The sequence below is a fragment of the Pseudomonas sp. Pc102 genome (genome assembly GCF_018408275.1).
Lineage (GTDB): Bacteria > Pseudomonadota > Gammaproteobacteria > Pseudomonadales > Pseudomonadaceae > Metapseudomonas > Metapseudomonas tohonis.
Genome location: NZ_AP021905.1, coordinates 6,289,263 through 6,309,255, shown reverse-complemented (window position 1 = coordinate 6,309,255; position 19,993 = coordinate 6,289,263). Strand labels below are relative to the sequence as shown.

At 65.7% G+C, this 19,993-nt stretch carries 18 protein-coding genes and 2 pseudogenes; 7 read left to right on the top strand and 13 right to left on the bottom strand.

Features of this window, described 5'->3' with window-relative positions; translation table 11 throughout:
- Positions 1–16: 16 nt before the first annotated feature.
- Positions 17–679 carry a GMP/IMP nucleotidase gene (gene yrfG, locus PHLH3_RS28775; RefSeq protein WP_213627021.1) on the bottom strand — a complete coding sequence of 221 codons (663 nt, stop codon included), beginning with the start codon at positions 677–679 and terminating at the stop codon, positions 17–19.
- 132 nt (positions 680–811) lie between these two features.
- Here yrfG and nudE point away from each other — a divergent pair, with 132 nt between their 5' ends.
- Entirely contained in the window at positions 812–1,378 is a 567-nt protein-coding gene (gene nudE, locus PHLH3_RS28770) for an ADP compounds hydrolase NudE (protein ID WP_213627019.1), read from the top strand.
- Entirely contained in the window at positions 1,375–2,193 is an 819-nt protein-coding gene (cysQ, locus tag PHLH3_RS28765; RefSeq protein ID WP_213627017.1) for a 3'(2'),5'-bisphosphate nucleotidase CysQ, read from the top strand. Before nudE ends, cysQ begins: the two co-directional genes overlap by 4 nt.
- Before the next feature lie 67 nt (positions 2,194–2,260).
- Here cysQ and PHLH3_RS28760 read toward each other — a convergent pair whose 3' ends face one another.
- The 12 genes from PHLH3_RS28760 to rfbB form a co-directional block, all read right to left on the bottom strand.
- On the bottom strand, positions 2,261–4,168 hold the full coding sequence (locus PHLH3_RS28760; protein WP_213627015.1) for a beta-ketoacyl synthase: 1,908 nt from the start codon (positions 4,166–4,168) through the stop codon (positions 2,261–2,263).
- Positions 4,169–4,464: 296 nt separating this feature from the next.
- Positions 4,465–5,394 carry a carbamate kinase gene (gene arcC, locus PHLH3_RS28755; protein WP_213627013.1) on the bottom strand — a complete coding sequence of 310 codons (930 nt, stop codon included), beginning with the start codon at positions 5,392–5,394 and terminating at the stop codon, positions 4,465–4,467.
- Positions 5,395–5,528: 134 nt separating this feature from the next.
- Entirely contained in the window at positions 5,529–6,539 is a 1,011-nt protein-coding gene (locus PHLH3_RS28750; protein ID WP_213627011.1) for an ornithine carbamoyltransferase, read from the bottom strand.
- Positions 6,540–6,646: 107 nt separating this feature from the next.
- Complete coding sequence (gene arcA / locus PHLH3_RS28745) at positions 6,647–7,897, bottom strand: arginine deiminase (RefSeq protein WP_111260772.1); 1,251 nt, start codon at positions 7,895–7,897, stop codon at positions 6,647–6,649.
- Positions 7,898–7,915: 18 nt separating this feature from the next.
- Positions 7,916–9,343: an arginine-ornithine antiporter gene (gene arcD, locus PHLH3_RS28740; RefSeq protein ID WP_213627008.1), complete on the bottom strand. Its 1,428-nt coding sequence runs from the start codon at positions 9,341–9,343 to the stop codon at positions 7,916–7,918.
- A gap of 341 nt (positions 9,344–9,684) precedes the next feature.
- Positions 9,685–9,939 (bottom strand): hypothetical protein, encoded by a 255-nt coding sequence (locus tag PHLH3_RS28735; protein ID WP_213630751.1) that lies wholly within the window; start codon positions 9,937–9,939, stop codon positions 9,685–9,687.
- Positions 9,940–10,376: 437 nt separating this feature from the next.
- Positions 10,377–11,750 (bottom strand): sigma-54 dependent transcriptional regulator, encoded by a 1,374-nt coding sequence (locus tag PHLH3_RS28725; RefSeq protein WP_213627005.1) that lies wholly within the window; start codon positions 11,748–11,750, stop codon positions 10,377–10,379.
- Entirely contained in the window at positions 11,747–13,558 is a 1,812-nt protein-coding gene (locus tag PHLH3_RS28720; RefSeq protein ID WP_213626997.1) for an ATP-binding protein, read from the bottom strand. The genes PHLH3_RS28725 and PHLH3_RS28720 overlap by 4 nt, the downstream gene beginning before the upstream one ends.
- A gap of 48 nt (positions 13,559–13,606) precedes the next feature.
- Entirely contained in the window at positions 13,607–14,473 is an 867-nt protein-coding gene (gene rfbD / locus PHLH3_RS28715; RefSeq protein WP_213626995.1) for a dTDP-4-dehydrorhamnose reductase, read from the bottom strand.
- Positions 14,470–15,015 (bottom strand): dTDP-4-dehydrorhamnose 3,5-epimerase, encoded by a 546-nt coding sequence (gene rfbC, locus PHLH3_RS28710; RefSeq protein ID WP_213626993.1) that lies wholly within the window; start codon positions 15,013–15,015, stop codon positions 14,470–14,472. Before rfbC ends, rfbD begins: the two co-directional genes overlap by 4 nt.
- A complete protein-coding gene (gene rfbA / locus PHLH3_RS28705) occupies positions 15,012–15,884 on the bottom strand; it encodes a glucose-1-phosphate thymidylyltransferase RfbA (protein ID WP_213626991.1) in 873 nt (290 codons plus the stop codon). The genes rfbC and rfbA overlap by 4 nt, the downstream gene beginning before the upstream one ends.
- On the bottom strand, positions 15,881–16,945 hold the full coding sequence (gene rfbB / locus PHLH3_RS28700; protein ID WP_213626981.1) for a dTDP-glucose 4,6-dehydratase: 1,065 nt from the start codon (positions 16,943–16,945) through the stop codon (positions 15,881–15,883). Before rfbB ends, rfbA begins: the two co-directional genes overlap by 4 nt.
- Positions 16,946–17,103: 158 nt before the next feature.
- Between rfbB and PHLH3_RS30570 the strand changes: the two are divergent.
- The 5 genes and pseudogenes from PHLH3_RS30570 to PHLH3_RS28685 form a co-directional block, all read left to right on the top strand.
- Positions 17,104–17,226: pseudogene (locus tag PHLH3_RS30570) on the top strand (DegT/DnrJ/EryC1/StrS family aminotransferase); the annotation flags it as partial.
- Between the two features lie 120 nt (positions 17,227–17,346).
- Positions 17,347–17,559: pseudogene (locus tag PHLH3_RS30760) on the top strand (DegT/DnrJ/EryC1/StrS family aminotransferase); the annotation flags it as partial.
- A gap of 26 nt (positions 17,560–17,585) precedes the next feature.
- Complete coding sequence (locus PHLH3_RS30755) at positions 17,586–17,798, top strand: DegT/DnrJ/EryC1/StrS family aminotransferase (RefSeq protein WP_280527445.1); 213 nt, start codon at positions 17,586–17,588, stop codon at positions 17,796–17,798.
- Positions 17,795–18,883 carry a UDP-N-acetylglucosamine 2-epimerase (non-hydrolyzing) gene (gene wecB, locus PHLH3_RS28690; protein WP_213626980.1) on the top strand — a complete coding sequence of 363 codons (1,089 nt, stop codon included), beginning with the start codon at positions 17,795–17,797 and terminating at the stop codon, positions 18,881–18,883. Before PHLH3_RS30755 ends, wecB begins: the two co-directional genes overlap by 4 nt.
- A 381-nt stretch (positions 18,884–19,264) precedes the next feature.
- Positions 19,265–19,666, top strand: a complete 402-nt coding sequence (locus PHLH3_RS28685) for an ABC transporter permease (RefSeq protein WP_213630728.1) — start codon at positions 19,265–19,267, stop codon at positions 19,664–19,666.
- The last annotated feature ends 327 nt before the right edge of the window (positions 19,667–19,993 follow it).

Sequence of the window (19,993 nt, the reverse complement as noted above, 5' to 3'; positions counted from 1 at the left end):
GGTCGCTCCCGCCGGGCTAGAGCCCGTCCACCAGTTCGCGGTAGCCGTCGACCGCGGCGAATTCCTCGGTGTCCTTGAGCGCGCCCCGGCTGTCGGGCTGCAGCACCGCCAGCAGGTGGGCGACGCCATGGGCGCGGGCGCTGCGCAGGATCGGCAGGCTGTCGTCGATGAACAGCGTGCGCGCCGGGTTGAAGGGCGAGTCCTGCTGCAGGGCGTGCCAGAACTGCTGGTCTTCCTTGGGGAAGCCGTAGTCGTGGGAGCTGATCAGGCGATCGAACCAGGGGGCCAGTTCGACCCGTTCCATCTTCAGCGACAGCGAGTCGCGGTGGGCGTTGGTGATCAGCACCACGCGCTTGCCGGCGCGGCGCAGGGCGGCGAGGAAGTGGTCGGCGTCGGGGCGCAGGGCGATCAGGTCGGCGACCTCGCGCTTGAGGTCGCGGATCGACAGCTTCAGCTCGCGGCTCCAGAAGTCCGTGCAATACCAGTTGAGCTGGCCGGCGTGGTGCTTGAACAGCGGCACCAGTTCGGCGTCGGCCGCCTCGCGGCTGATGCCGTGGTGTTCGGCGTAGCGCTGGGGCAGGTATTCCAGCCAGAAGTGGTTGTCGAAATGCAGGTCGAGGAGGGTGCCATCCATGTCCAGCAGGACGGTGTCGATGGCGGACCAGTTGAGCTGTGGCATGCGCGTCCGGGGCTGTAGGTGGGAGGGCTGTCGCGATTGCACCGTGGACGGTCGTCGGCGTGCAATCTCCTACGCAGATAATCGGAAAAGCCGGGGTATGATAACCCGCCGGTCATGCCAAGGAGTTCCGTTATGCGTCAGAAGCCCACCGTGCTCGCTCGCGAGATCGTCGCCAGCAGCCGCCTGTTCCGTGTCGAGGAGCTGCAGCTGCGCTTCTCCAACGGTGTCGAGCGCACCTACGAGCGTCTGGTGGGCAAGGGCTCCGGCTATGGCGCGGTGATGGTGGTGGCGATGGTGGACGCCGAGCACGTGCTGCTGGTGGAGGAGTACTGCGCCGGCACCGACGACTACCAGCTGTCGCTGCCCAAGGGGCTGATCGAGCCGGGCGAGGACGTGCTGGTGGCGGCCGACCGCGAACTCAAGGAAGAGGCGGGATACGGCGCGCGCAAGCTGGAGCTGCTGACCGAGCTGTCGCTGTCGCCGGGCTACATGAGCCAGAAGATCCAGGTGGTGCTGGCCCGTGACCTTTATGAAGAGCGCCTGCCGGGCGACGAACCCGAGTCGCTGGGCGTGGAGAAGATCAGCCTGCGCGAGATCGCGAGCCTGGTGCAGCACCCGCAGTTCAGCGAGGGGCGCGCCCTGGCTGCGCTCTACCTGGCCCGTGACCTGCTGGGCCAGCGCGGGGAGTTCCCCGCATGAGCCACCCGCTGCTGCCTGCCGTCATCGAACTGGTCGGCCTCGCCGGCCAGGCCACCCTGCCGTTCTGGCGCGCGGACGTCGCCGTGGTCGAGAAGGCCGATGCGTCTCCCGTCACCGCCGCCGACCTGGCTGCCCACCGTATCCTCGCCGACGGCCTGGCAGCGCTGGATGCCGGCATCCCGGTGCTTTCCGAGGAAGCGGCGGACATCCCCCTCGCCGAGCGCGCCGCCTGGGAGCGCTGGTGGCTGGTCGACCCGCTGGATGGCACCAAGGAATTCATCTCCGGCTCCGATGAGTTCACCGTCAACGTCGCGCTGATCGAGCGTGGGCGGGTGGTCTTCGGCGTCGTCGGCGTGCCGGTCACCGGCCGCTGCTACCTGGGCGGCACGGGCCTGGGTGCCTGGCGCATCGACGCGGGCGTGCGCGAGCCGATCGGGGTGCGCGTGGCGCCTGCACAGGCCTTCACCCTGGTGGCCAGCAAGCGCCATTCGAGCCCCGCGCAGGAACGCCTGCTGGCCGGGCTGGGGGAGCGCTTCGGGGAATTGCAGCTGGCCAATATCGGCAGCTCGCTGAAGTTCTGCCTGCTGGCCGAAGGGGCGGCGGATTGCTACCCGCGCCTGGCGCCCACCTCGCAGTGGGACACCGCCGCCGCGCAGGGCGTACTGGAAGGCGCCGGTGGCGAGGTGCTCGACCTGGCCGGCGAACCGCTGGGCTACGCGGCCCGCGAATCCTTCCTCAACCCGTCCTTCCTGGCGTTGCCGGCGGCTGCCGCTTGGCGTGGGGAGCTGCTGGAGCTGGCGCGCGCCCTGGATTGATCCGTAACGCGCCTGTCGGGCTATCGGGTGGGGCGGGCCTCGCCCCTCCCCATTGATCTCGCGACGCTCAGTCGAGCATGTCCTTGAAGCGTTCGTCCTTGCCGTAGAGCAGCGGCTGGGCGAAGCCCGGGACCTTGATGCCTTCGGCGGTGACTTCCAGGGCCTTGTCGTCGATCAGGTCGTTGCCGAAGTTGTAGATGATGTCCAGCTCGCCCTTGAGCGCGCGCTCGTCGTACTGGCGGGCGGCGGCGCGGGTGGCTTCGCGCTTCTCGCAGTAGTCGGCGAAGGCTTTCTCGCCATGGCGCTTGCGCAGCATGTTCTCGGTCAGGCGCGGCGAGATCACCACGCCGCTGGCGTTGTTGCCGCCAAAACCCTTCGAGTTGACGAAGCAGATGTCCAGGCTGCGCTGCTCCATGCGCTGGTCGCGGGTGGAGATAGACAGGTGCTGCTGGTGCACGTCGTCGGCGACCCGGTCGATGGTCTTGATGCCCGGCAGGATGCCGTAGCGGAAGGTGCCGAGGGCCGAGACCACCTGGTCGCCGCTGGCGGTGGCCAGGCTGTGGCCGACGAAGGCCTTGACCGCGGTGATGGGCCAGGACTCGATGCCGAAGGCGGCGGCGACGCGGTCCAGCAGTTCGGACTCGGTGACGCGGTTGGCCGGGGTGCTGGAGCCGTGGGCGTGGACGAAGCTGTGCTGGCGCACGGTCTCGCTGCCGAACAGCTGGGTGGCGCTGGCCACGGCCTTGGCCAGGGTCAGGTAGTTGCCCGGGCCGGGGGCGGAGATGGATTTCTTGAAGCCGTCGGCGTTGATGAAGACGTCGGTCACCGCGCCATGGATATCGGCACCCAGCTCCAGGGCCAGGGCGTCGTCCATCAGCACCACGTACTGGCTGGACTCGGCCAGGGTGAAGCCGCAGTTCTCGCCGAAGGGGCGGCTGGCACGGCGGAAGTCCACGTCCTCGCGGCCGCCGACCTGGCGCAGGCCGTCCTCGGTGGCCAGGGCGCCCATGGCGCCGTAGCCGTCGATGCATTCCTGGTTGATCGGCGCCTCGGCGTTGCCCACCAGGGCGACCCGCGCGCGGCCGGAGCCGATCAGCTCGATGGCCTTCTGCAGGTTGTAGAGGAAGGTGGCGCAGGCGCCGGTGACGCTGCCGGTGGTGCCGACACTGCCCAGCACGTAGGCGTTGATGAAGTCGGCGGGCATGGTGTTCAGGCCCAGCGGCAGTTGCTTGGCGGTGACGCGGCCACCCTTGAGGCGCGACTGCATCAGGCCGCCGAAACCGTTCTCGTCGAGCTGGCTCATGATGCTGCCGGAGAACACCGCGACCTCGTCGGGTTGCACCCGGTCGACGATGTGCTGCCAGGGCAGGCCGATGGAGCGGATGGCGTCGGTGGCGGCGACCACGGACATCTGCAGGCCGCGCGGGTGGAAGCGCGAGTTGTACAGCTCGCCCGGCTCGAAGCCGGTGGGCAGCTGGCCGGCGGACTTGACCGGCAGGGCGCGGAAGCTCTCGATCTTGAACTCGGTGGCGTCATTGAGGGTGACGCGCACCTCGCCGGATTCCAGCGGCTCGACCGACCAGCTGGCCGGCAGCGGTTCGGGCAACTGCTTGCGCGAGGTGACGAAGCGGATGCTGGAGCCCGGTTCGGCGGCGACGCCGATGCTCTTCTGCCAGGGGGCGGCGTCGACGTCCAGGTGCTGCTTCTCGATACGGCGCACCAGGGTCGAGGCGAGGAGGCGTTCGCCGAAGCGCGACTCGATGTCGGCCAGGCTCAGCGGCGCGCCGTCGGCGTCCAGGTACTGGCCATCGACCACGGTCACCAGCTTGGTCATTACCGCCAGGCCGGCCAGGGTCTCCTGGCGCGCGGCGGCGTCGACGGACTCGATCACGGTACGGCGGAAGCCATGGTGGAACGAGCTTCGGCCCGCTGCGTTGTAACCGCCGAAACCAACGATGACCGGAAGTCGAGACATGACGCGGGAACTCCTCAAATAGACCATTTCGTGACCGGGGCCGGGCCGAGCGCGGTGAAGATGGGCCGTGAGGGCCGCAGGTGCGGCTGGCCAGGGAACGCGTCGGGGATGTCCGGCCACCGTGGACGAACCAGGTGGCAGCTCGAAAGATTCGAATGCCTAACCTGACGCGGCAGCTGACCGTCGAGTCACTTGAGGATTGATCGGTACTGCCCGTGTGCATGGACGGCGGGCATGGTCGTGCGGGGCGGCGGGAGGAGCCGGGGCCGCCTGCACGGCCCCGTGGGTTGGAGGCTTCAGCGGTAGCTGATGCCCGGGTTGGCGGTGCTGACGCGGGTGCCGGCCTTGCCCTGGACGATGGCCTCGATATCGGCCAGGGAGCCGATCACCGCGACGCGCCCGGTGTTGCGGGCGAATTCGCTGGCGGCCTGGACCTTGGGTCCCATGGAGCCGGCGGCGAAGCCGAGGCGTTCGAGCTCATCCGGGTGGGCTTCGGCGATGGCCTTCTGGGTCGGCTTGCCCCAGTCGATGTAGGCGGCGTCGACGTCGGTGGCGATCACCAGCAGGTCGCTCTCCAGCTGCTGGGCCAGCAGTGCGGAGCACAGGTCCTTGTCGATCACCGCCTCGACGCCCTTGAGCTTGCCGTTGTCGTCATAGAGCGTGGGGATGCCGCCGCCACCGGCGCAGATGACCACCGAGCCCTTCTCCAGCAGCCACTTCACCGGGCGGATCTCGAAGATCTGCTTGGGCCGGGGGCTGGCGACCACACGGCGGAACTTGTCGCCGTCGGGGGCGATGGCCCAGCCTTTTTCCGCGGCCAGGCGCTCGGCCTCTTCCCTGGAGTACACCGGGCCGATGGGCTTGGTGGGGTTCTGGAAGGCGGGGTCCTTGGCGTCCACTTCCACCTGGGTGAGCAGCGTGGCGAAGGGCACCTCGAAGGGCAGCAGGTTGCCCAGTTCCTGTTCGATCATGTAGCCGATCATGCCCTCGGTCTCGGCGCCGAGGACGTCCAGCGGGTAGGTGCTGACCGCCGTGTAGGCGGCGCCCTGGAGGGCCAGGAGGCCAACCTGGGGACCGTTGCCATGGGCGACCACCAGTTCGTTGCCGGGCTGGATCTTGGCGATCTGCTCGGCGGCGATGCGCACGTTGATGCGCTGGTTCTCCGCAGTCATGGGCTCGCCACGGCGCAGCAGGGCGTTGCCGCCCAATGCGACGACTATTCGCATGATTGTTCTCCTGTTGCGGTGGAGAAGGAGCGATAGGCTGCTCCTTCTCCGGTATCAGGGACATTCCAGGAAGCCACAGGGATGATGGCGCGCAGTGCCGCCGACAACGCCAGCGCCCCTGTGGCGAACTGGAATCAGACGTCGGCGAGGGTCGAGACCAGGATCGCCTTGATGGTGTGCATGCGGTTCTCCGCCTGCTCGAAGGCGATGCAGGCCGGGGACTCGAACACGTCGTCGGTCACCTCGATGCCGTTGGCCAGGTGCGGGTACTGCTCGGCGATCTGCTTGCCGACCTTGGTATCGCTGTTATGGAAGGCCGGCAGGCAGTGCATGAACTTGGTCCGCGCGGTGCCGGAGGCCTTCATCATCTCGGCGTTGACCTGGTAGGGCAGCAGCTGCTTGATGCGTTCGCCCCAGGCCTCCACCGGCTCGCCCATGGAGACCCAGACGTCGGTGTGGATGAAGTCGACGCCCTTTACCGCCGCCTTGGGGTCTTCGGTGATGGTGATGCGCGCGCCGCTTTCCTCGGCGAATTCCTTGCACTGGGCGATGAAGTCGTCCTCCGGCCACAGCGCCTTGGGTGCGGCGATACGCACGTCCATGCCCAGCTTGGCGCCGATCAGCAGCAGGGAGTTGCCCATGTTGTTGCGGGCATCGCCCAGGTAGGCGTAGCTGATGTCGTGCAGCGGCTTGTCGCTGTGTTCGCGCATGGTCAGCACGTCGGCGAGCATCTGGGTGGGGTGGTACTCGTCGGTCAGGCCGTTGAACACCGGGACGCCGGCGAACTTGGCCAGTTCTTCGACGATTTCCTGCTTGAAGCCGCGGTACTCGATGGCGTCGTACATGCGCCCGAGCACGCGGGCGGTGTCCTTCATGGTCTCCTTGTGGCCGATCTGCGAGGAGTTGGGGTCGATGTAGGTGACGTTGGCGCCCTGGTCATAGGCGGCGACCTCGAAGGCGCAGCGGGTGCGGGTGGAGGTCTTCTCGAAGATCAGCGCGATGTTCTTGCGTTTCAGGTGCTGCTGCTCGGTGCCGGTGTACTTGGCGCGCTTCAGGTCGCGGGAGAGGTCCAGCAGGTAGCGCAGCTCGCGGGTGCTGTGGTGCATCAGGCTGAGCAGGTTGCGGTTGTGCATGTTGAAAGCCATGGTCTTTCTCCTTTTGGGCAGGTCGGAATCCAGGCCCCGTCAGAACAGCTCGTGGCTGGCGGGGCGGGCGGCCGCGGGTGGCGGCCGCCGGGGTTCGGCTTATTGGATCAATAGTCGATCGGGTCGCGCAGGATCGGGCAGGTCATGCAGTGGCCACCGCCGCGGCCGCGGCCGAGTTCGCTGGCGCTGATGGTCACCACCTCGACACCGGCCTTGCGCAGCTGGGTGTTGGTGTAGGTGTTGCGGTCATAGCCGACCACCACGCCAGGCTCCAGGCAGACGACGTTGTTGCCGTCGTCCCATTGCTCACGCTCGGCCTCGAAGCTGTCGCCGCCTGTCTGCACCACGCGCAGCTGCTTGAGCCCGAGGGACTCGGCGACCACGTCGATGAAGCTCTTCTCCTCGCGGCGGATGTCGATGCCGTATGGGCGGCTTTCGTCCGGGCGCAGGATGAAGGGGACGATCTCCTTGACCACTTCCGGGAAGACCGTGACCAGGTCGCGGTCGCAGAAGGTGAAGACGGTGTCCAGGTGCATGGCCGCGCGGGACTTCGGCAGGCCGGCGACCACCACCTTCTGTGCCGCGCCCTTGGCGAACAGCGACTGGGCCAGCTGGCCGATGGCCTGGCGCGAGGTGCGCTCGCCCATGCCGATGAGCACCACGCCGTTGCCGATGGGCATCACGTCGCCGCCTTCGAGGGTGGCGCTGCCGTGGTCCTGGTCGGGGTCGCCGTACCAGACTTCGAACTCGGCGTTGGTGAACTCGGGGTGGAACTTGTAGATGGCGGTGGTGAGCAGGGTTTCCTGGCGTCGCGCCGGCCAGTACATCGGGTTGAGCGTCACGCCGCCGTAGATCCAGCAGGTGGTGTCGCGGGTGAACTGGGTGTTGGGCAGCGGCGGCAGGATGAAGCTGGAATGGCCCAGGTAGTCGCGGTACATCTTGACCGCGCTGACGCCCTCGCTGTCCGGCAGGTCGGAGCCGGCGACCCCGCCGATGAGGAACTCGGCGAGTTTGCGTGGCTCAAGGCCCTCGAGCCAGGAGCGCACTTCGTTGGTCAGGCCGATGCCGACCTGGTTGGCGGTGATCTTGCGGTCGAGGATCCATTTCAGGGCCTCGGGGTTCTGCACGATGTCGGTGAGCAGGTTGTGCATCTCCATCACCTCGACGCCGCGCTCGCGCATCTTGGTGACGAAGTCGAAGTGGTCGCGCTTGGCCTGGTTGACCCAGATGACGTCATCGAACAGCAGCTCGTCGCAGTTGTTGGGGGTCAGGCGCATATGGGCCAGACCGGGCGAGCAGACCATCACCTTATGCAGTTTGCCGGCTTCGGAATGAACGCCGAGTTTGACTTTGGACATGGCAGGTCTCCTTACGAGTTACAGAGTCAGGAAGCCGTCGTAGAGGCCGTAGGCCGCCACGAGCGCGCCGATTACCACGGCGGCGAAGATCAGCTTCTCAACGTTGGTGAAGATGGGTTGGCCGAGCTCGTGCTTGGCCTTGGCGAAGAGGATCGCGCCAGGGGCGTAGAGCAGGGCCGAGAGCAGCAGGTACTTCACGCCGCCGGCGTAGAGCAGCCACACGGCGTAGACCAGGGCGACGGCGGCGATGGCCAGGTCCTTGTTGCGGTCGCGGCCGTCCGTCTCGTAGGTCTCGCCACGGATCGGCAGCAGCAGGGCGTAGGCGGCGGACCAGAAGTAGGGCACCAGGATCATCGAGGTCGCCAGGTAGATCAGCGACAGGTAGGTGCTGGCGCTGAACAGCGTGACGATGAGGAACAGCTGGACCATGGCGTTGGTCAGCCACAGGGCGTTGGCCGGCACATGGTTGGCGTTCTCGCGACGGAGGAACTCCGGCATCGTGTGGTCCTTCGCGGCGGCGAAGAGGATCTCCGCGCACAGCAGCACCCAGGACAGCAGGGCACCGACCAGGGAGATGATCAGGCCGACGCTGATCAGCACCGCGCCCCAGTGGCCGACCACGTGTTCCAGCACCGCCGCCATGGACGGGTTCTGCAGCTTGGCCAGTTCAGGCTGGGTCATGATGCCGAGCGACAGCACGTTCACCAGTACCAGCAACAGCAGCACGGTGACGAAGCCGATGATGGTGGCCTTGCCGACATCGCTGCGCTTCTCGGCGCGGGCGGAGAAGATGCTCGCGCCCTCGATGCCGATGAACACCCAGACGGTGACCAGCATCATGTTGCGCACCTGGTTCATCACGCTGCCCAGCTCGGGGTTCATCGAGCCCCAGATGTCGGCGGTGAAGATGTCCAGCTTGAAGGCGAACAGGCAGATGAGGATGAACAGGAACAGCGGCACGATCTTGGCGACCGTGGTCACCAGGTTGATGAACGCTGCCTCCTTGATCCCGCGCAGCACCAGGAAATGCACGGCCCAGAGCACCACCGAGGCCCCGATGATGGCCGCCGGGGTGTTGCCCTCGCCGAAGATCGGGAAGAAGTAGCCGAGGGTGCTGAACAGCAGGACGAAGTAGCCGACGTTGCCCAGCCAGGCGCTGATCCAGTAGCCCCAGGCCGAGGAGAAACCCATGTAGTCGCCGAAGCCGGCCTTGGCGTAGGCGTACACGCCGCCGTCGAGATCGGGCTTGCGGTTGGCCAGGGTCTGGAAGACGAAGGCCAGGGTCAGCATGCCGATGGCGGTGATACCCCAGCCGATGAGAATGGCGCCGACATCGGCGCTGGCCGCCATGTTCTGCGGCAGCGAGAAGATACCGCCGCCGACCATAGAGCCAACTACCAGCGCCACCAAGGCGCCTAGTCGGAGTTTTTGGGTGGAGTCTGACATCTTGCACCTCCAGTAGGAGTAGGAACTGTGCTTAGTTGGCTCTTCCTTTCGGGGAAGAGTTATGACGTAGGTCAATAGCTAGCTAACAATTCGCGCGGGACTATTTCCTTACAGACTTCGGAGGGGACATGGCAGCATCGGAGGCAGGCTCGGAGCGAGCAAAATAGGGGATCGGCAAGCCATCCCAGGCGGCGCCCAGTTCAAGCTAGTTGGTTTTTGTGACAGTTCAAGTTGTAAGGATTTGTTGTAAGAAACATGGCCAAATGCCATTTTCTTATATCGGAATTATTCAACTTTCACTTGATTTCGAATGGATATAAGGCAACTCGCCTGGAAGTTTCCTACATCAACTTTCCATAAGGGGATCGAGCATGTTCCGACCAGGGCACCTGGTCGTCAGACGGGATGGGGCGGGGCCTTGCCCTGGCTATTTCATCGACATGGATTACCAGCTCCGGCAGCGTGATCGCGAAACCTACGTGCACTTCGATCTGCGGGGGTAGGTGGCCGGGCACGGCTTCCATGACACCTTCGAGCTGCATCGCGATGTCGCCTACAACTTCCTGCAGAGCACCTGCCGGCGCCTGCGACGGCATGGATTCCCCCCGCACCTGCGGATCACCGCGGGCATGCGTGGGGATAACGAGCGGGTGTTCGCCGACCTGCGCAGGCAATTGCACGCTGCGCCGGGGACGCCGGTGGACTTGGGGCGCGTTCTTCTCGACAGGTCGCTTTGACGGGGTGGATACGACGAACCCGGCGCGAGGGCCGGGTTCGACGTGGAAGGCGACGGGCTGATGGACCGCCGCCTGCCGCCAGGGCCGGGGAGGACCGAGGCTGCGCTGGGGAAAGAAACCCGGTGGCGGCTTGTGGCCGCTGCGGGCGGGCATCCCGGGGAGGCGGGATGCCCTGGTTCAATGCCTCGGCATTGAGATGCGGTGCACGGAGCAAGGCCTGTGCCAGTGCCCGTGAATGCCGGGATTGCTGGCATCGGCCCGAGGGAGCGGCTCCGGTCTGAGCGGAAGTCCGCCTATCAGTCCTGCTCGTCGGCGGGATTTCCGCCACCGAAGCTGAGGTTGTGCTTGCGCAGCTTGTCCGACAGCGTCTTGCGCGGCAGGCCCAGGGCCTCGGCGAGACTGCGCATGGAGTTGTGCGGGTTGCCCAGCTCCGCGAGGATCAGCGCCCGCTCGAAGGCTTCCACCTGCTCGCTCAGGCCGCCGCTGCTGCTGGGCAGCTCCGGCGCACCGTTGTCCAGGGCCAGGTCGAGGCCGAGGGCGAAGCGCTCGCCAGCGTTCTGCAGTTCGCGCACGTTGCCGGGCCAGTCGTGGGTCAGCAGCAGGGCGCGCTGCGAGCTGTCCAGCGTGCGCGGCTGGCTGCCGTGGCGCGCGGCGGCGGCTTCGGCGAAGTGCTGGAACAGCAGGAGGATGTCCTCGCCGCGTTCACGCAGCGGTGGGATGCGCAGGCTGGCGACGTTGAGGCGGTAGTAGAGGTCGGCACGGAAGCGGCCCTGGTCGGCGGCCTGGCGCAGGTCTTCCTTGGTGGCGGCGATGACGCGGATGTCGAGCGGGATCAACTGGTTGGCGCCGAGCCGTTCGACAACGCGCTCCTGCAGCAGGCGCAGCAGCTTGACCTGCACGTCGGGGCTCATGCTCTCGATCTCGTCGAGGAACACGGTGCCGCCGTTGGCGTACTCGAACTTGCCGATGCGGCGCTTCTGCGCGCCGGTGAAGGCGCCCTGTTCGTGGCCGAAGAGTTCGCTCTCCACCACGGACTCCGCCAGGGCGCCGGCGTTGATGGCGACGAAGGGGCCGTCGCGGCGTGCGGACAGGTCGTGCAGCGCGCGGGCCACCACCTCCTTTCCGGCACCGGTCTCGCCGAGGATCAGTACGTCGGCGCTGGTGCCGGCGAGCGCGCCGATCTGCTCGCGCAGGCGCTGGGCGGCGGCGGACTGGCCCACCAGGCGGGCGCTGAGCTGCTGGCGGTCGGAGAGGGCCAGGCGCAGGCTGCGGTTCTCCAGCACCAGGCGGCGCAGGTCGAGGGCGCGGCGCACGCTGTCGAGCAGGTCTTCGCTGGCGAAGGGCTTCTCCAGGAAATCATAGGCACCGGCGCGCATGGCCTGCACGGCCAGGGGCACGTCGCCGTGGCCGGTGATCAGCAGCACGGGCAGCTGGGGGTCGCGTTCGTGAAGCTGGCGCAGCAGTTCGAGGCCGTCGACACCGGGCATGCGGATGTCGCTGACCACCACGCCCGGCCAGTCGGCGGGCAGGTTCGCGGCCAGGCCCTTGGCGTCGCCCAGGGTGGCGACCTTTAGGCCGGCGAGGTCGAGTGTCTGGCTCAGGGCCTGGCGCAGGTGCGGGTCGTCGTCGACCAGCAGGACCTGGGTTCCGGCTTCGAGTGGCTGGGTCATGCGGAATGGTCCTCGGGTGAGAGGGGGTTGGCGCCGGGGATGGCCGAGCGCAGGTGCAGGGTCAGCAAGGCGCCGCCTTCGGGGTGGTTGGCCAGCAGCAGTTCGCCGCCGAGGGCACGGATCAGGCTGTCGCAGATGGCCAGGCCGAGGCCCAGGCCCTGGGCGCTGGTCTTGGTGGTGAAGAAGGGCTCGCGCGCGCGCTGCAGGGCTTCGCGGGTGAAGCCGGGGCCATTGTCGCGCAGGGTCAGGGTCACCCCGTCGGCATGGGCTTCGGCGCTGAGCCAGATGCGCCGGGGCTGCGGCTTCTCGCCCAGGGCGTCGAGGGCGTTGGCGAGCAGGTTGCCGAGCACCTGGCGCAGTCGGGTTTCGCCGGCCTGTACCCAGAGCTGGGCCTCGGGCATGTCGCGGATCAGTTCGACCTCCATCGCCCGGCGCCGCTTGGCCAGCAGCGCCAGGGCGTCGTCGAGCGCAGGTTGCAGGGCGACGTTCTCCGGCGCATGGCGGTCGCGCCGGGCGAAGGCGCGCAGGTGGGCGATGATCGAGGCCATGCGTCCGGTCAGCTCGCTGATCTGCCGCAGGTTGCCGCGGGCATCGTCGTAGCGTTCGTGGTCCAGCAGCACGCCGGCGTTGTCGGCATAGCTGCGGATGGCGGCCAGCGGCTGGTTGAGCTCGTGGCTGATGCTGGCGGACATGGTGCCGAGGGCGGAGAGCTTGCCGGCCTGCACCACTTCGTCCTGGGCGCGCACCAGCTCCTGCTGGGCCTGTTCGCGCTCCAGCACCTCGACCTTGAGCCGGCTGTTGAGGGCTTCGAGGTCCTGGGTGCGCTCCTGCACGCGCTGCTCCAGTTCGCGGCGGGCTCGGGTGTCCAGGGCGATGCGGTCGAGGTAGTGGCGGCGGCGCTGCATCATCAGGCCGAGCAGCAGCAGCAGGGCGAGCAGGGTGGCGGCGGCGATGGCGTCGGTGGTGCGCACCTGGCGGTCGACCAGGACCTGCGGCGCGAGGATGCTCACCGTCCAGCCGGTTTCACGGAGCTCGCGGCTCTGGGTGATCCACTCGCCGGGGCGCAGGCGGATCGGCTCGGGTGACTGGGTCGGGTAGGGCTGGTTGGCGGCGATGGCGGCGCGTTCGGCGTTGTCCAGCTCACGGGTGGCATGGAAGCGCCATTGCGGGCGCGAGGTGATGATCGCGACGCCGTTGGAGTCCGTCACCAGCAGCTGTTCCGGGGTGTTGCCCCAGAGCGATTCGGCGTCGTCCAGGTCGACCTTGACGACCAGGATGCCGATCACCGCCTGGCCCTCGCGCACGGGACTTGCGTAGAAGTAACCGCGCTTGCCGGAGGTGGTGCCGAGGCCGAAGAAGCGCCCCTGGCGGCCCTGCAGCGCCTCGCGGTAGTACGGGCGGAAGGCGAAGTCGCGGCCGATGAAGCTGTCCGCCTTGTCCCAGTTGGAGGAACTGAGGGTGATGCCTTGGGGGTTCATCAGGTAGATGACGTCGGCGCCGGTCTCGTCGCGTACCTCGCTCAGCAACCGGTTGGCGGCTTCCAGGCGCGCCGGGTCGTGCGGCTCGGCCAGCTGGCTGCGCAGGGCGGGCAGGTCGGCGAGGATCGGCGGCAGGACTTCGAAGCGACGCAGGGTGCCCAGCAGGTTGGCGACGTAGAGGTCGAGGGTCTGCCGGTTCTGCTCGGCAAGGGCCTGGTTGTAGTAGCGCTCGGCCAGGTGATGGGCCGGCCACAGCAGGGGCGCCAGGACCAGGGCCAGCAGGACGAGGCTGCGCCAGCGGGGGCGATAGGGGAGGGCGTTGGCGGTCATGGGTGTCGGAATGCGCCGGGGATGCGGCGCATTATGACACCGGCGGGCTCAGCGAGGGTGACGCAGGCACTCGTCCAGGCCCTGGCGCCAGTCGGGCAGGGCGACGTCCCAGTCCCGCAGCAGCTTGCTGCCGTCCATCCGCGAGTTGAGTGGCCGCTGTGCCGGCGTCGGGTAGGCGCTGCTGGGGATGGGCTCCAGGCGGGCGCAGGGCTTGCCCTCGGCCTTGAGCGTATCGGCGATGGCGCTGGCGAAGCCGAACCAGGAGGTCTCGCCGCCGGCGCTGAAGTGATAGGTGCCCCAGGCCTGGCGGCCGTCCTGCCAGCGCTGGATCAGCGTGGCGGTGGCGGCGGCGATGTGGCCGGCCCAGGTGGGCGCGCCGACCTGGTCGTCCACCACGCGCAGGTGTTCGCGCTCCTGCAGCAGGCGCTGCATGGTGAGCAGGAAGTTGCGGCCGTGCAGGGAGTAGACCCAACTGGTGCGCAGGATCAGGTGCGCACCGCCCACCGCGCGGATTGCCTCTTCCCCGGCCAGCTTGCTGCGGCCGTAGACGCCCAGCGGGCTGGGCTGGTCGTCTTCGGTGTAGGGCGCGTTCTTGCTGCCGTCGAAGACGTAGTCGGTGGAGTAGTGGATCAGCGGCGCACCCAGGGCGGCGGCCTCTTCGGCCAGCACGCCGGGGGCGCTGGCGTTGAGGGCGAAGGCGGCCTGGGGCTCGCTTTCGGCCTGGTCCACGGCGGTGTGGGCGGCGGCGTTGATGATCAGGTCGGGGCGCTCGGTGCGTACCAGGCGGCGGATGGCGTCACTGTCGGCCAAGTCCAGGCGGTCGCGGCCGAGGACGAGCAGCTCGGCCCGGTCGGCGAGGGCCAGTCGCAGTTCACGGGCGACCTGGCCGTTGTGGCCGGTGATGAGGATCTTCATGGGAATACGTCGGCCTCGGCGAGGCTGAGACCGGCCTGATCCTTGGCGGAGAGCTGGGGCGCTTCGCTCAGTTGCCAGTCGATGGCGAGGGTCGGGTCGTCCCAGCGGATGCAGCGCTCGTGGGCAGGGGCGTAGTAGTCGGTGGTCTTGTAGAGGAACTCCGCGAACTCGCTGAGGACCACGAAGCCGTGGGCGAAGCCTTCCGGGACCCAGAGCTGGCGCTTGTTCTCGGCAGAGAGGAGTACGGAGACCCAGCGGCCGAAGGTCGGCGAGCTGCGGCGCACGTCGACGGCGACGTCGAGCACCTCGCCGGCGGTGACCCGCACCAGCTTGCCCTGCGCTTGCTGCAGCTGATAGTGCAGGCCGCGCAGCACGCCTTTCTGCGAGCGCGAGTGGTTGTCCTGGACGAAGTCCCGCTTGAGGCCGGTGGCCTCTTCGAAGGTGCGGGCGTTGAAGCTCTCGAAGAAGAAGCCGCGTTCGTCGCCGAAGACGCGGGGTTCGAGGATCAGCACGTCCGGCAGGTCGGTGGCGATGGCCTTCATGCCTGCTCCCCCGCCAGCTTGTAGAGGTACTGGCCGTAGCCGGTCTTGCCGAACGCCTTGGCGCGCTCCAGTAGCCGCGTCTTGTCGATCCAGCCGTTCTGGAAGGCGATCTCTTCCAGGCAGGCGACCTTGAGGCCCTGGCGGTGTTCGATGGTCTGAACGTACTGGGAGGCTTCCAGCAGGCTGTCATGGGTGCCGGTATCGAGCCAGGCGAAGCCGCGTCCGAGTTTCTCGACCCGCAGGTCGCCGCGCTGCAGGTAGGCGTTGTTGACGTCGGTGATCTCCAGCTCGCCGCGGGGTGAGGGCTTCACCGCCTTGGCGATGTCGATGACGTCGTTGTCGTAGAAGTACAAGCCGGTGACGGCGTAGCTGGACTTGGGCTTGGCGGGCTTTTCCTCGATCGAGATGGCCTGGCCCTGGGCATCGAACTCGATGACGCCGAAGCGCTCCGGGTCGTTGACCCAGTAGCCGAATACGGTCGCGCCCATTTTGCCTTCGGCCGCGCGCTTGAGCTTCTCGGTGAAGTGCTGGCCGTGGAAGATGTTGTCGCCGAGGATCAGGCAGACCGAGTCTCCCCCGATGAATTCCTCGCCGATCAGGAAGGCCTGGGCCAGGCCGTCCGGCGAGGGTTGCTCGGCGTAGCTGAAGCGCACGCCGAACTGGCTGCCGTCACCCAGCAGGTTGCGATACTGGGGCAGGTCCTGGGGGGTGGAGATGATCAGGATCTCGCGGATGCCGGCGAGCATCAGCACGGAGATGGGGTAGTAGATCATCGGCTTGTCGTAGATCGGCAGCAACTGCTTGGACACGCCGAGGGTGATGGGGTGCAGGCGGGTGCCGGAGCCCCCGGCGAGGATGATGCCTTTCATGCTTGGGCTCCCAGGCGTTCGCGTTGGTAGCTGCCGTCCTGTACGCGGCGGCACCACTCCAGGTTGTCGAGGTACCACTGCACCGTCTTGCGCAGGCCGGTCTCGAAGGTTTCTTGTGGCCTCCAGCCCAGCTCGCGCTCGATCTTGCCGGCGTCGATGGCGTAGCGCAGGTCGTGGCCCGGGCGATCCTTGACGTGGGTGATCAGTTCCTCGAAGCGGGAGACGCCCTGGGGCTTGGCGGGTGCGAGCTCTTCCAGCAGTACGCAGATGCCGCGCACCACATCGATGTTCTTCTGCTCGTTATGGCCGCCGATGTTGTAGGTCTCGCCGACCACCCCACGGGTGACGACCTCGACCAAGGCGCGGGCGTGATCCTCGACGAACAGCCAGTCGCGCACCTGCAGGCCATCGCCATAGACCGGCAGCGGCTTGCCTTCGAGGGCATTGAGGATCATCAGCGGGATCAGCTTCTCGGGGAAGTGATAGGGGCCGTAGTTGTTGGAGCAATTGGTCAGCAGCACCGGCAGGCCATAGGTGCGGTTCCAGGCGCGGACCAGGTGATCGGATGCCGCCTTGCTCGCCGAATAGGGGGAGCTGGGGGCATAGGGCGTGGTCTCGGTGAACAGGTCGTCCACGCCATGCAGGTCGCCATACACCTCGTCGGTGGAGATGTGATGGAAGCGGAAGGCGGCCTTGCGCTCGGCGTCCAGTCCGGACCAGTAAGCACGGGTGCTTTCCAGCAGCGCATAGGTGCCGACGATGTTGGTCTGGATGAACTCGGCCGGGCCGTCGATGGAGCGATCGACATGGGACTCGGCCGCAAGGTGCATGATGGCGTCGGGCTGGAAGCGCTGCAGGGCGGCGTTGACGGCGTCGCTGTCGGCGATGTCGGCATGTAGGAATGTGTATCGGTTGTTGTCAGATACAGGGATCAGTGACTCGAGATTACCGGCATAAGTCAACTTGTCGATATTGAGGACGTAGTGATCTGTATTGCTCAGCAAATGGCGAATGAGTGCCGAGCCGATGAAGCCGGCACCGCCGGTCACCAGAAGTCGCATGCTTTTTGTCCTGAAAGCGAAAGTGGAGACATAGAGTGTCTACAGCGCTCTTGGAACGCAACTTAATTGGACTGAAGGCCAATGTATTGCCCTGACTTGAGCCTGCAGTGTGGCTTTCACCACTTCCTTGAATGTTTTAGACTTGCCGCCCAGTAGCAATGCCCGCAATGGGTGTATGGATGCTTTCAGCGGAAACCGTCGCTCTGTTCGGTGCGAAGCCGGTGTATGTGGCTGTTGATCCGCGCACCTACAACCTCGATCCTGGCCAGCTAGAAGCCGCGATCAGCGGTCGCACCAAGGCTATCATCTCGGTTTCGCTTTACGGCCAGTGCCGTCGACTTCGATCCCATCAATTTCATCGCCGCCAGGCACGGCATCACCGTCATCGAAGATGGCGCCCAAAGCTTCGGGGCGACCTACATGGGCCGCCGCTCCTGCGTGCGGGCGTGAACAGCCGACTGGACATCCAGCAGGCCGCGATCCTGCTGCCCAAGCTGGAGCTCTTCGGCGAAGAGCTGGAACTGCGTCAGCAGTTGGCTGGCCGGTATGCGATCCTGCTGGGCGAGATCGGCCTGGAGGCCCGGTACGTGGAGGCGCATAACAGCAGTGCCTGAGCGCAATACACGGTGCGCGTGATCACGTGCAGCAGCAATTGAAGGAGGCGGGGATCCCGACGGTGGTGCATTATTCGATCTCGTTGAATCGCCAGCCGACGGTAGCTGATGAGGCGGCGTGTCTGCCGATTGGCGACCGGGTGGCCAATGAGGCCATGAGTCTGCCGATGCATCCGTATCTGGATGAAGCCTCCCAACAAACCATCATCAAGGCCCTAAGCGCGAGCTTTTCCGTATGACCCGCAAAATTGTCACCATCGTCGGAGCCCGTCCGCAATTCATCAAGGCGGCTGCAATATCGCGAGAAATCCTCAAGCACCCAGGCACGCTCGAAGAGGTGATGGTCCACACTGGCCAGCACTACGACCCCAACATGTCCCAGGTTTTCTTCGACGAACTGGAAATCCCTGTGCCCAAGTACAACCTAGAAGTTTCCGGGGGAACCCACGGCGTCATGACGGGGCGGATGCTGGAGGGGATCGAAAAGATCCTCATTGACGAGAAGCCGAACTGGGTGCTGATTTACGGCGATACCAACTCGACCCTGGCCGGTGCACTGGCCGCCGCCAAGCTGCACATTCCAGTGGCTCACGTCGAGGCCGGCCTGCGCTCGTTCAACATGCGCATGCCAGAAGAGGTCAACCGCATTCTTTCCGATCGGGTTTCGGCTCTTCTTCTGTGCCCGACGCAGACCGCCGTCGACAACCTTGCGCTCGAAGGCCTCATCCAAGGGGTGCATAACGTCGGCGACGTGATGTACGACGTTGCGCTCTACTATCGCGAGCGAGCGCGGGCCAGCAGCCGCATCCTGGAAACGCTCGGGCTGGTGGAGAAGGAGTTTGCGCTTGCTACCTGCCATCGTGCTGAAAATACCGATGATGCTGTACGGCTCGAGGGCATCATCTCCGCCCTGGCCGAAATCGCTCGCGAAGTTCCCGTCGTGCTTCCGCTGCATCCGCGCACTAAAAAGCTTCTTCAGCAGTTCGGTCTTGAGCATTACCTGGCTGACCTGAAAGTGGTCGAGCCTCTTCCTTTCCTCGACATGGTCGCTCTTGAACAGGCCGCCAAGGTGATCCTGACGGATTCGGGCGGAGTGCAGAAAGAGGCCTTCTTCTATCAGGTGCCTTGTATCACGTTGCGTGATGAAACCGAATGGGTGGAAACGGTCGAGTTGGGATGGAACCAATTGGTAGGGGCCAGCAACGCCCAGATATCCGCAGCCTATTCGAGCCTAGCCAGCCCCGTGAGAACGACCCAGGTTGCGCCCTATGGGAATGGCTCCGCCAGTCGCCTGATTCTCGAAGAACTCATGAGAGAGTATTGAAATATATGCTCTAGTGGGCCTGTTGAAGTATCGCCACATTCTTTATTCAACCGTTGTGCAGGGGCTGAAGAAACGAACCAGTGGCAATGTCTTGGGCGCGCTATGGCTTCTGCTCTATCCGCTGTTGTTCCTGGGCATGTACAGCCTGGTTTTCGTGCAGATAATGCAGGTTTGAGTTCCCGGACTGGGGACTTCTGATTACATTCTGGTCGTGTTCTCTGACCTGGTGTCGTTCCTGGCGTTTGCGGAGGCCTTTGGAGCGGGCACTGTGAGCATTGTCGGCAACCGTGATCTGTCGATGAACACGTTGTTTCCCATTGAATTGGTCGCGGCTCGTGAAGTGCTCATTGGCCACACGACCATGGGTATGGGGGGCTTTTACTGTGGGGAGCGGTTTTCCATTACCACGGACTTCACTGGACGCATTTGCTGGTGCCACTGATCTATCTGCTTCAGATCATGATGGTGTCGTGGCTGGTCTGGATCACCGCGAGCCTGACAGTGCTCTTTCGTGATTTTCAGCAGGCGATTCCGGTTCTGGTGTTGTTTCTGATGACGGTCCCGCCAATTGGCTACACCTCCGAAATGGTTCAGGAAGGGCCGCAAGGCGTCCTGCTTTTCAGTCCCTTGGCTTGGCTGATGGAGCTTTATCGCGCGTGCCTGATGAAAGACGTGGTGCTGCTTGAGCAACTTGGATTGTTTACACTGCTCGCCTGCACATTGTTCGCTCTTGGCGGGGCGCTTGTTCTTCGACTCAAGCCGTTGTTTGCTGACCATGTATGATCTGGCGATTCCCTTTCGGGTGCTAACAAGGCTCTCCGGCGCTGCCAGCATCCCGGCTGGCGTGCGCTCGATGCGCTTGGCTGACCAGTTTCGCGTAACTGCGCTTGATTTCCGGTTAGATGCGTGCGGACAGCGGGCAGATTCAGGTGAACGGTCAAGTACAGGCGTTGATGACGCTGGGAACCGGGTTTCACCCCGATTTCACTGGCATCGAAAACATCCGCTCAGCGCTCTCGTATCAGGGGACCAGTCCCATCGGTGATGGACTTGTGCATAGAGGAAATAGCCCATTTCACCGAGCTGGATGCCCTCCTCCAGCGTCCGGTG

What these genes read in the sequence shown, in the direction of transcription:
- cysQ (WP_213627017.1), top strand. Translation starts at nt 1,375, where the DNA reads ATGAGCCACCCGCTGCTGCCTGCCGTCATCGAACTGGTCGGCCTCGCC.
- rfbA (WP_213626991.1), bottom strand. Translation starts at nt 15,884, where the DNA reads ATGAAAGGCATCATCCTCGCCGGGGGCTCCGGCACCCGCCTGCACCCC.
- arcD (WP_213627008.1), bottom strand. Translation starts at nt 9,343, where the DNA reads ATGTCAGACTCCACCCAAAAACTCCGACTAGGCGCCTTGGTGGCGCTG.
- arcC (WP_213627013.1), bottom strand. Translation starts at nt 5,394, where the DNA reads ATGCGAATAGTCGTCGCATTGGGCGGCAACGCCCTGCTGCGCCGTGGC.
- PHLH3_RS28720 (WP_213626997.1), bottom strand. Translation starts at nt 13,558, where the DNA reads ATGACCGCCAACGCCCTCCCCTATCGCCCCCGCTGGCGCAGCCTCGTC.
- PHLH3_RS28760 (WP_213627015.1), bottom strand. Translation starts at nt 4,168, where the DNA reads ATGTCTCGACTTCCGGTCATCGTTGGTTTCGGCGGTTACAACGCAGCG.
- rfbD (WP_213626995.1), bottom strand. Translation starts at nt 14,473, where the DNA reads ATGAAGATCCTCATCACCGGCCACAACGGCCAGGTCGCCCGTGAACTG.
- rfbC (WP_213626993.1), bottom strand. Translation starts at nt 15,015, where the DNA reads ATGAAGGCCATCGCCACCGACCTGCCGGACGTGCTGATCCTCGAACCC.
- PHLH3_RS28750 (WP_213627011.1), bottom strand. Translation starts at nt 6,539, where the DNA reads ATGGCTTTCAACATGCACAACCGCAACCTGCTCAGCCTGATGCACCAC.
- PHLH3_RS28735 (WP_213630751.1), bottom strand. Translation starts at nt 9,939, where the DNA reads ATGCCGTCGCAGGCGCCGGCAGGTGCTCTGCAGGAAGTTGTAGGCGAC.
- nudE (WP_213627019.1), top strand. Translation starts at nt 812, where the DNA reads ATGCGTCAGAAGCCCACCGTGCTCGCTCGCGAGATCGTCGCCAGCAGC.
- arcA (WP_111260772.1), bottom strand. Translation starts at nt 7,897, where the DNA reads ATGTCCAAAGTCAAACTCGGCGTTCATTCCGAAGCCGGCAAACTGCAT.
- yrfG (WP_213627021.1), bottom strand. Translation starts at nt 679, where the DNA reads ATGCCACAGCTCAACTGGTCCGCCATCGACACCGTCCTGCTGGACATG.
- rfbB (WP_213626981.1), bottom strand. Translation starts at nt 16,945, where the DNA reads ATGCGACTTCTGGTGACCGGCGGTGCCGGCTTCATCGGCTCGGCACTC.
- wecB (WP_213626980.1), top strand. Translation starts at nt 17,795, where the DNA reads ATGACCCGCAAAATTGTCACCATCGTCGGAGCCCGTCCGCAATTCATC.
- PHLH3_RS28725 (WP_213627005.1), bottom strand. Translation starts at nt 11,750, where the DNA reads ATGACCCAGCCACTCGAAGCCGGAACCCAGGTCCTGCTGGTCGACGAC.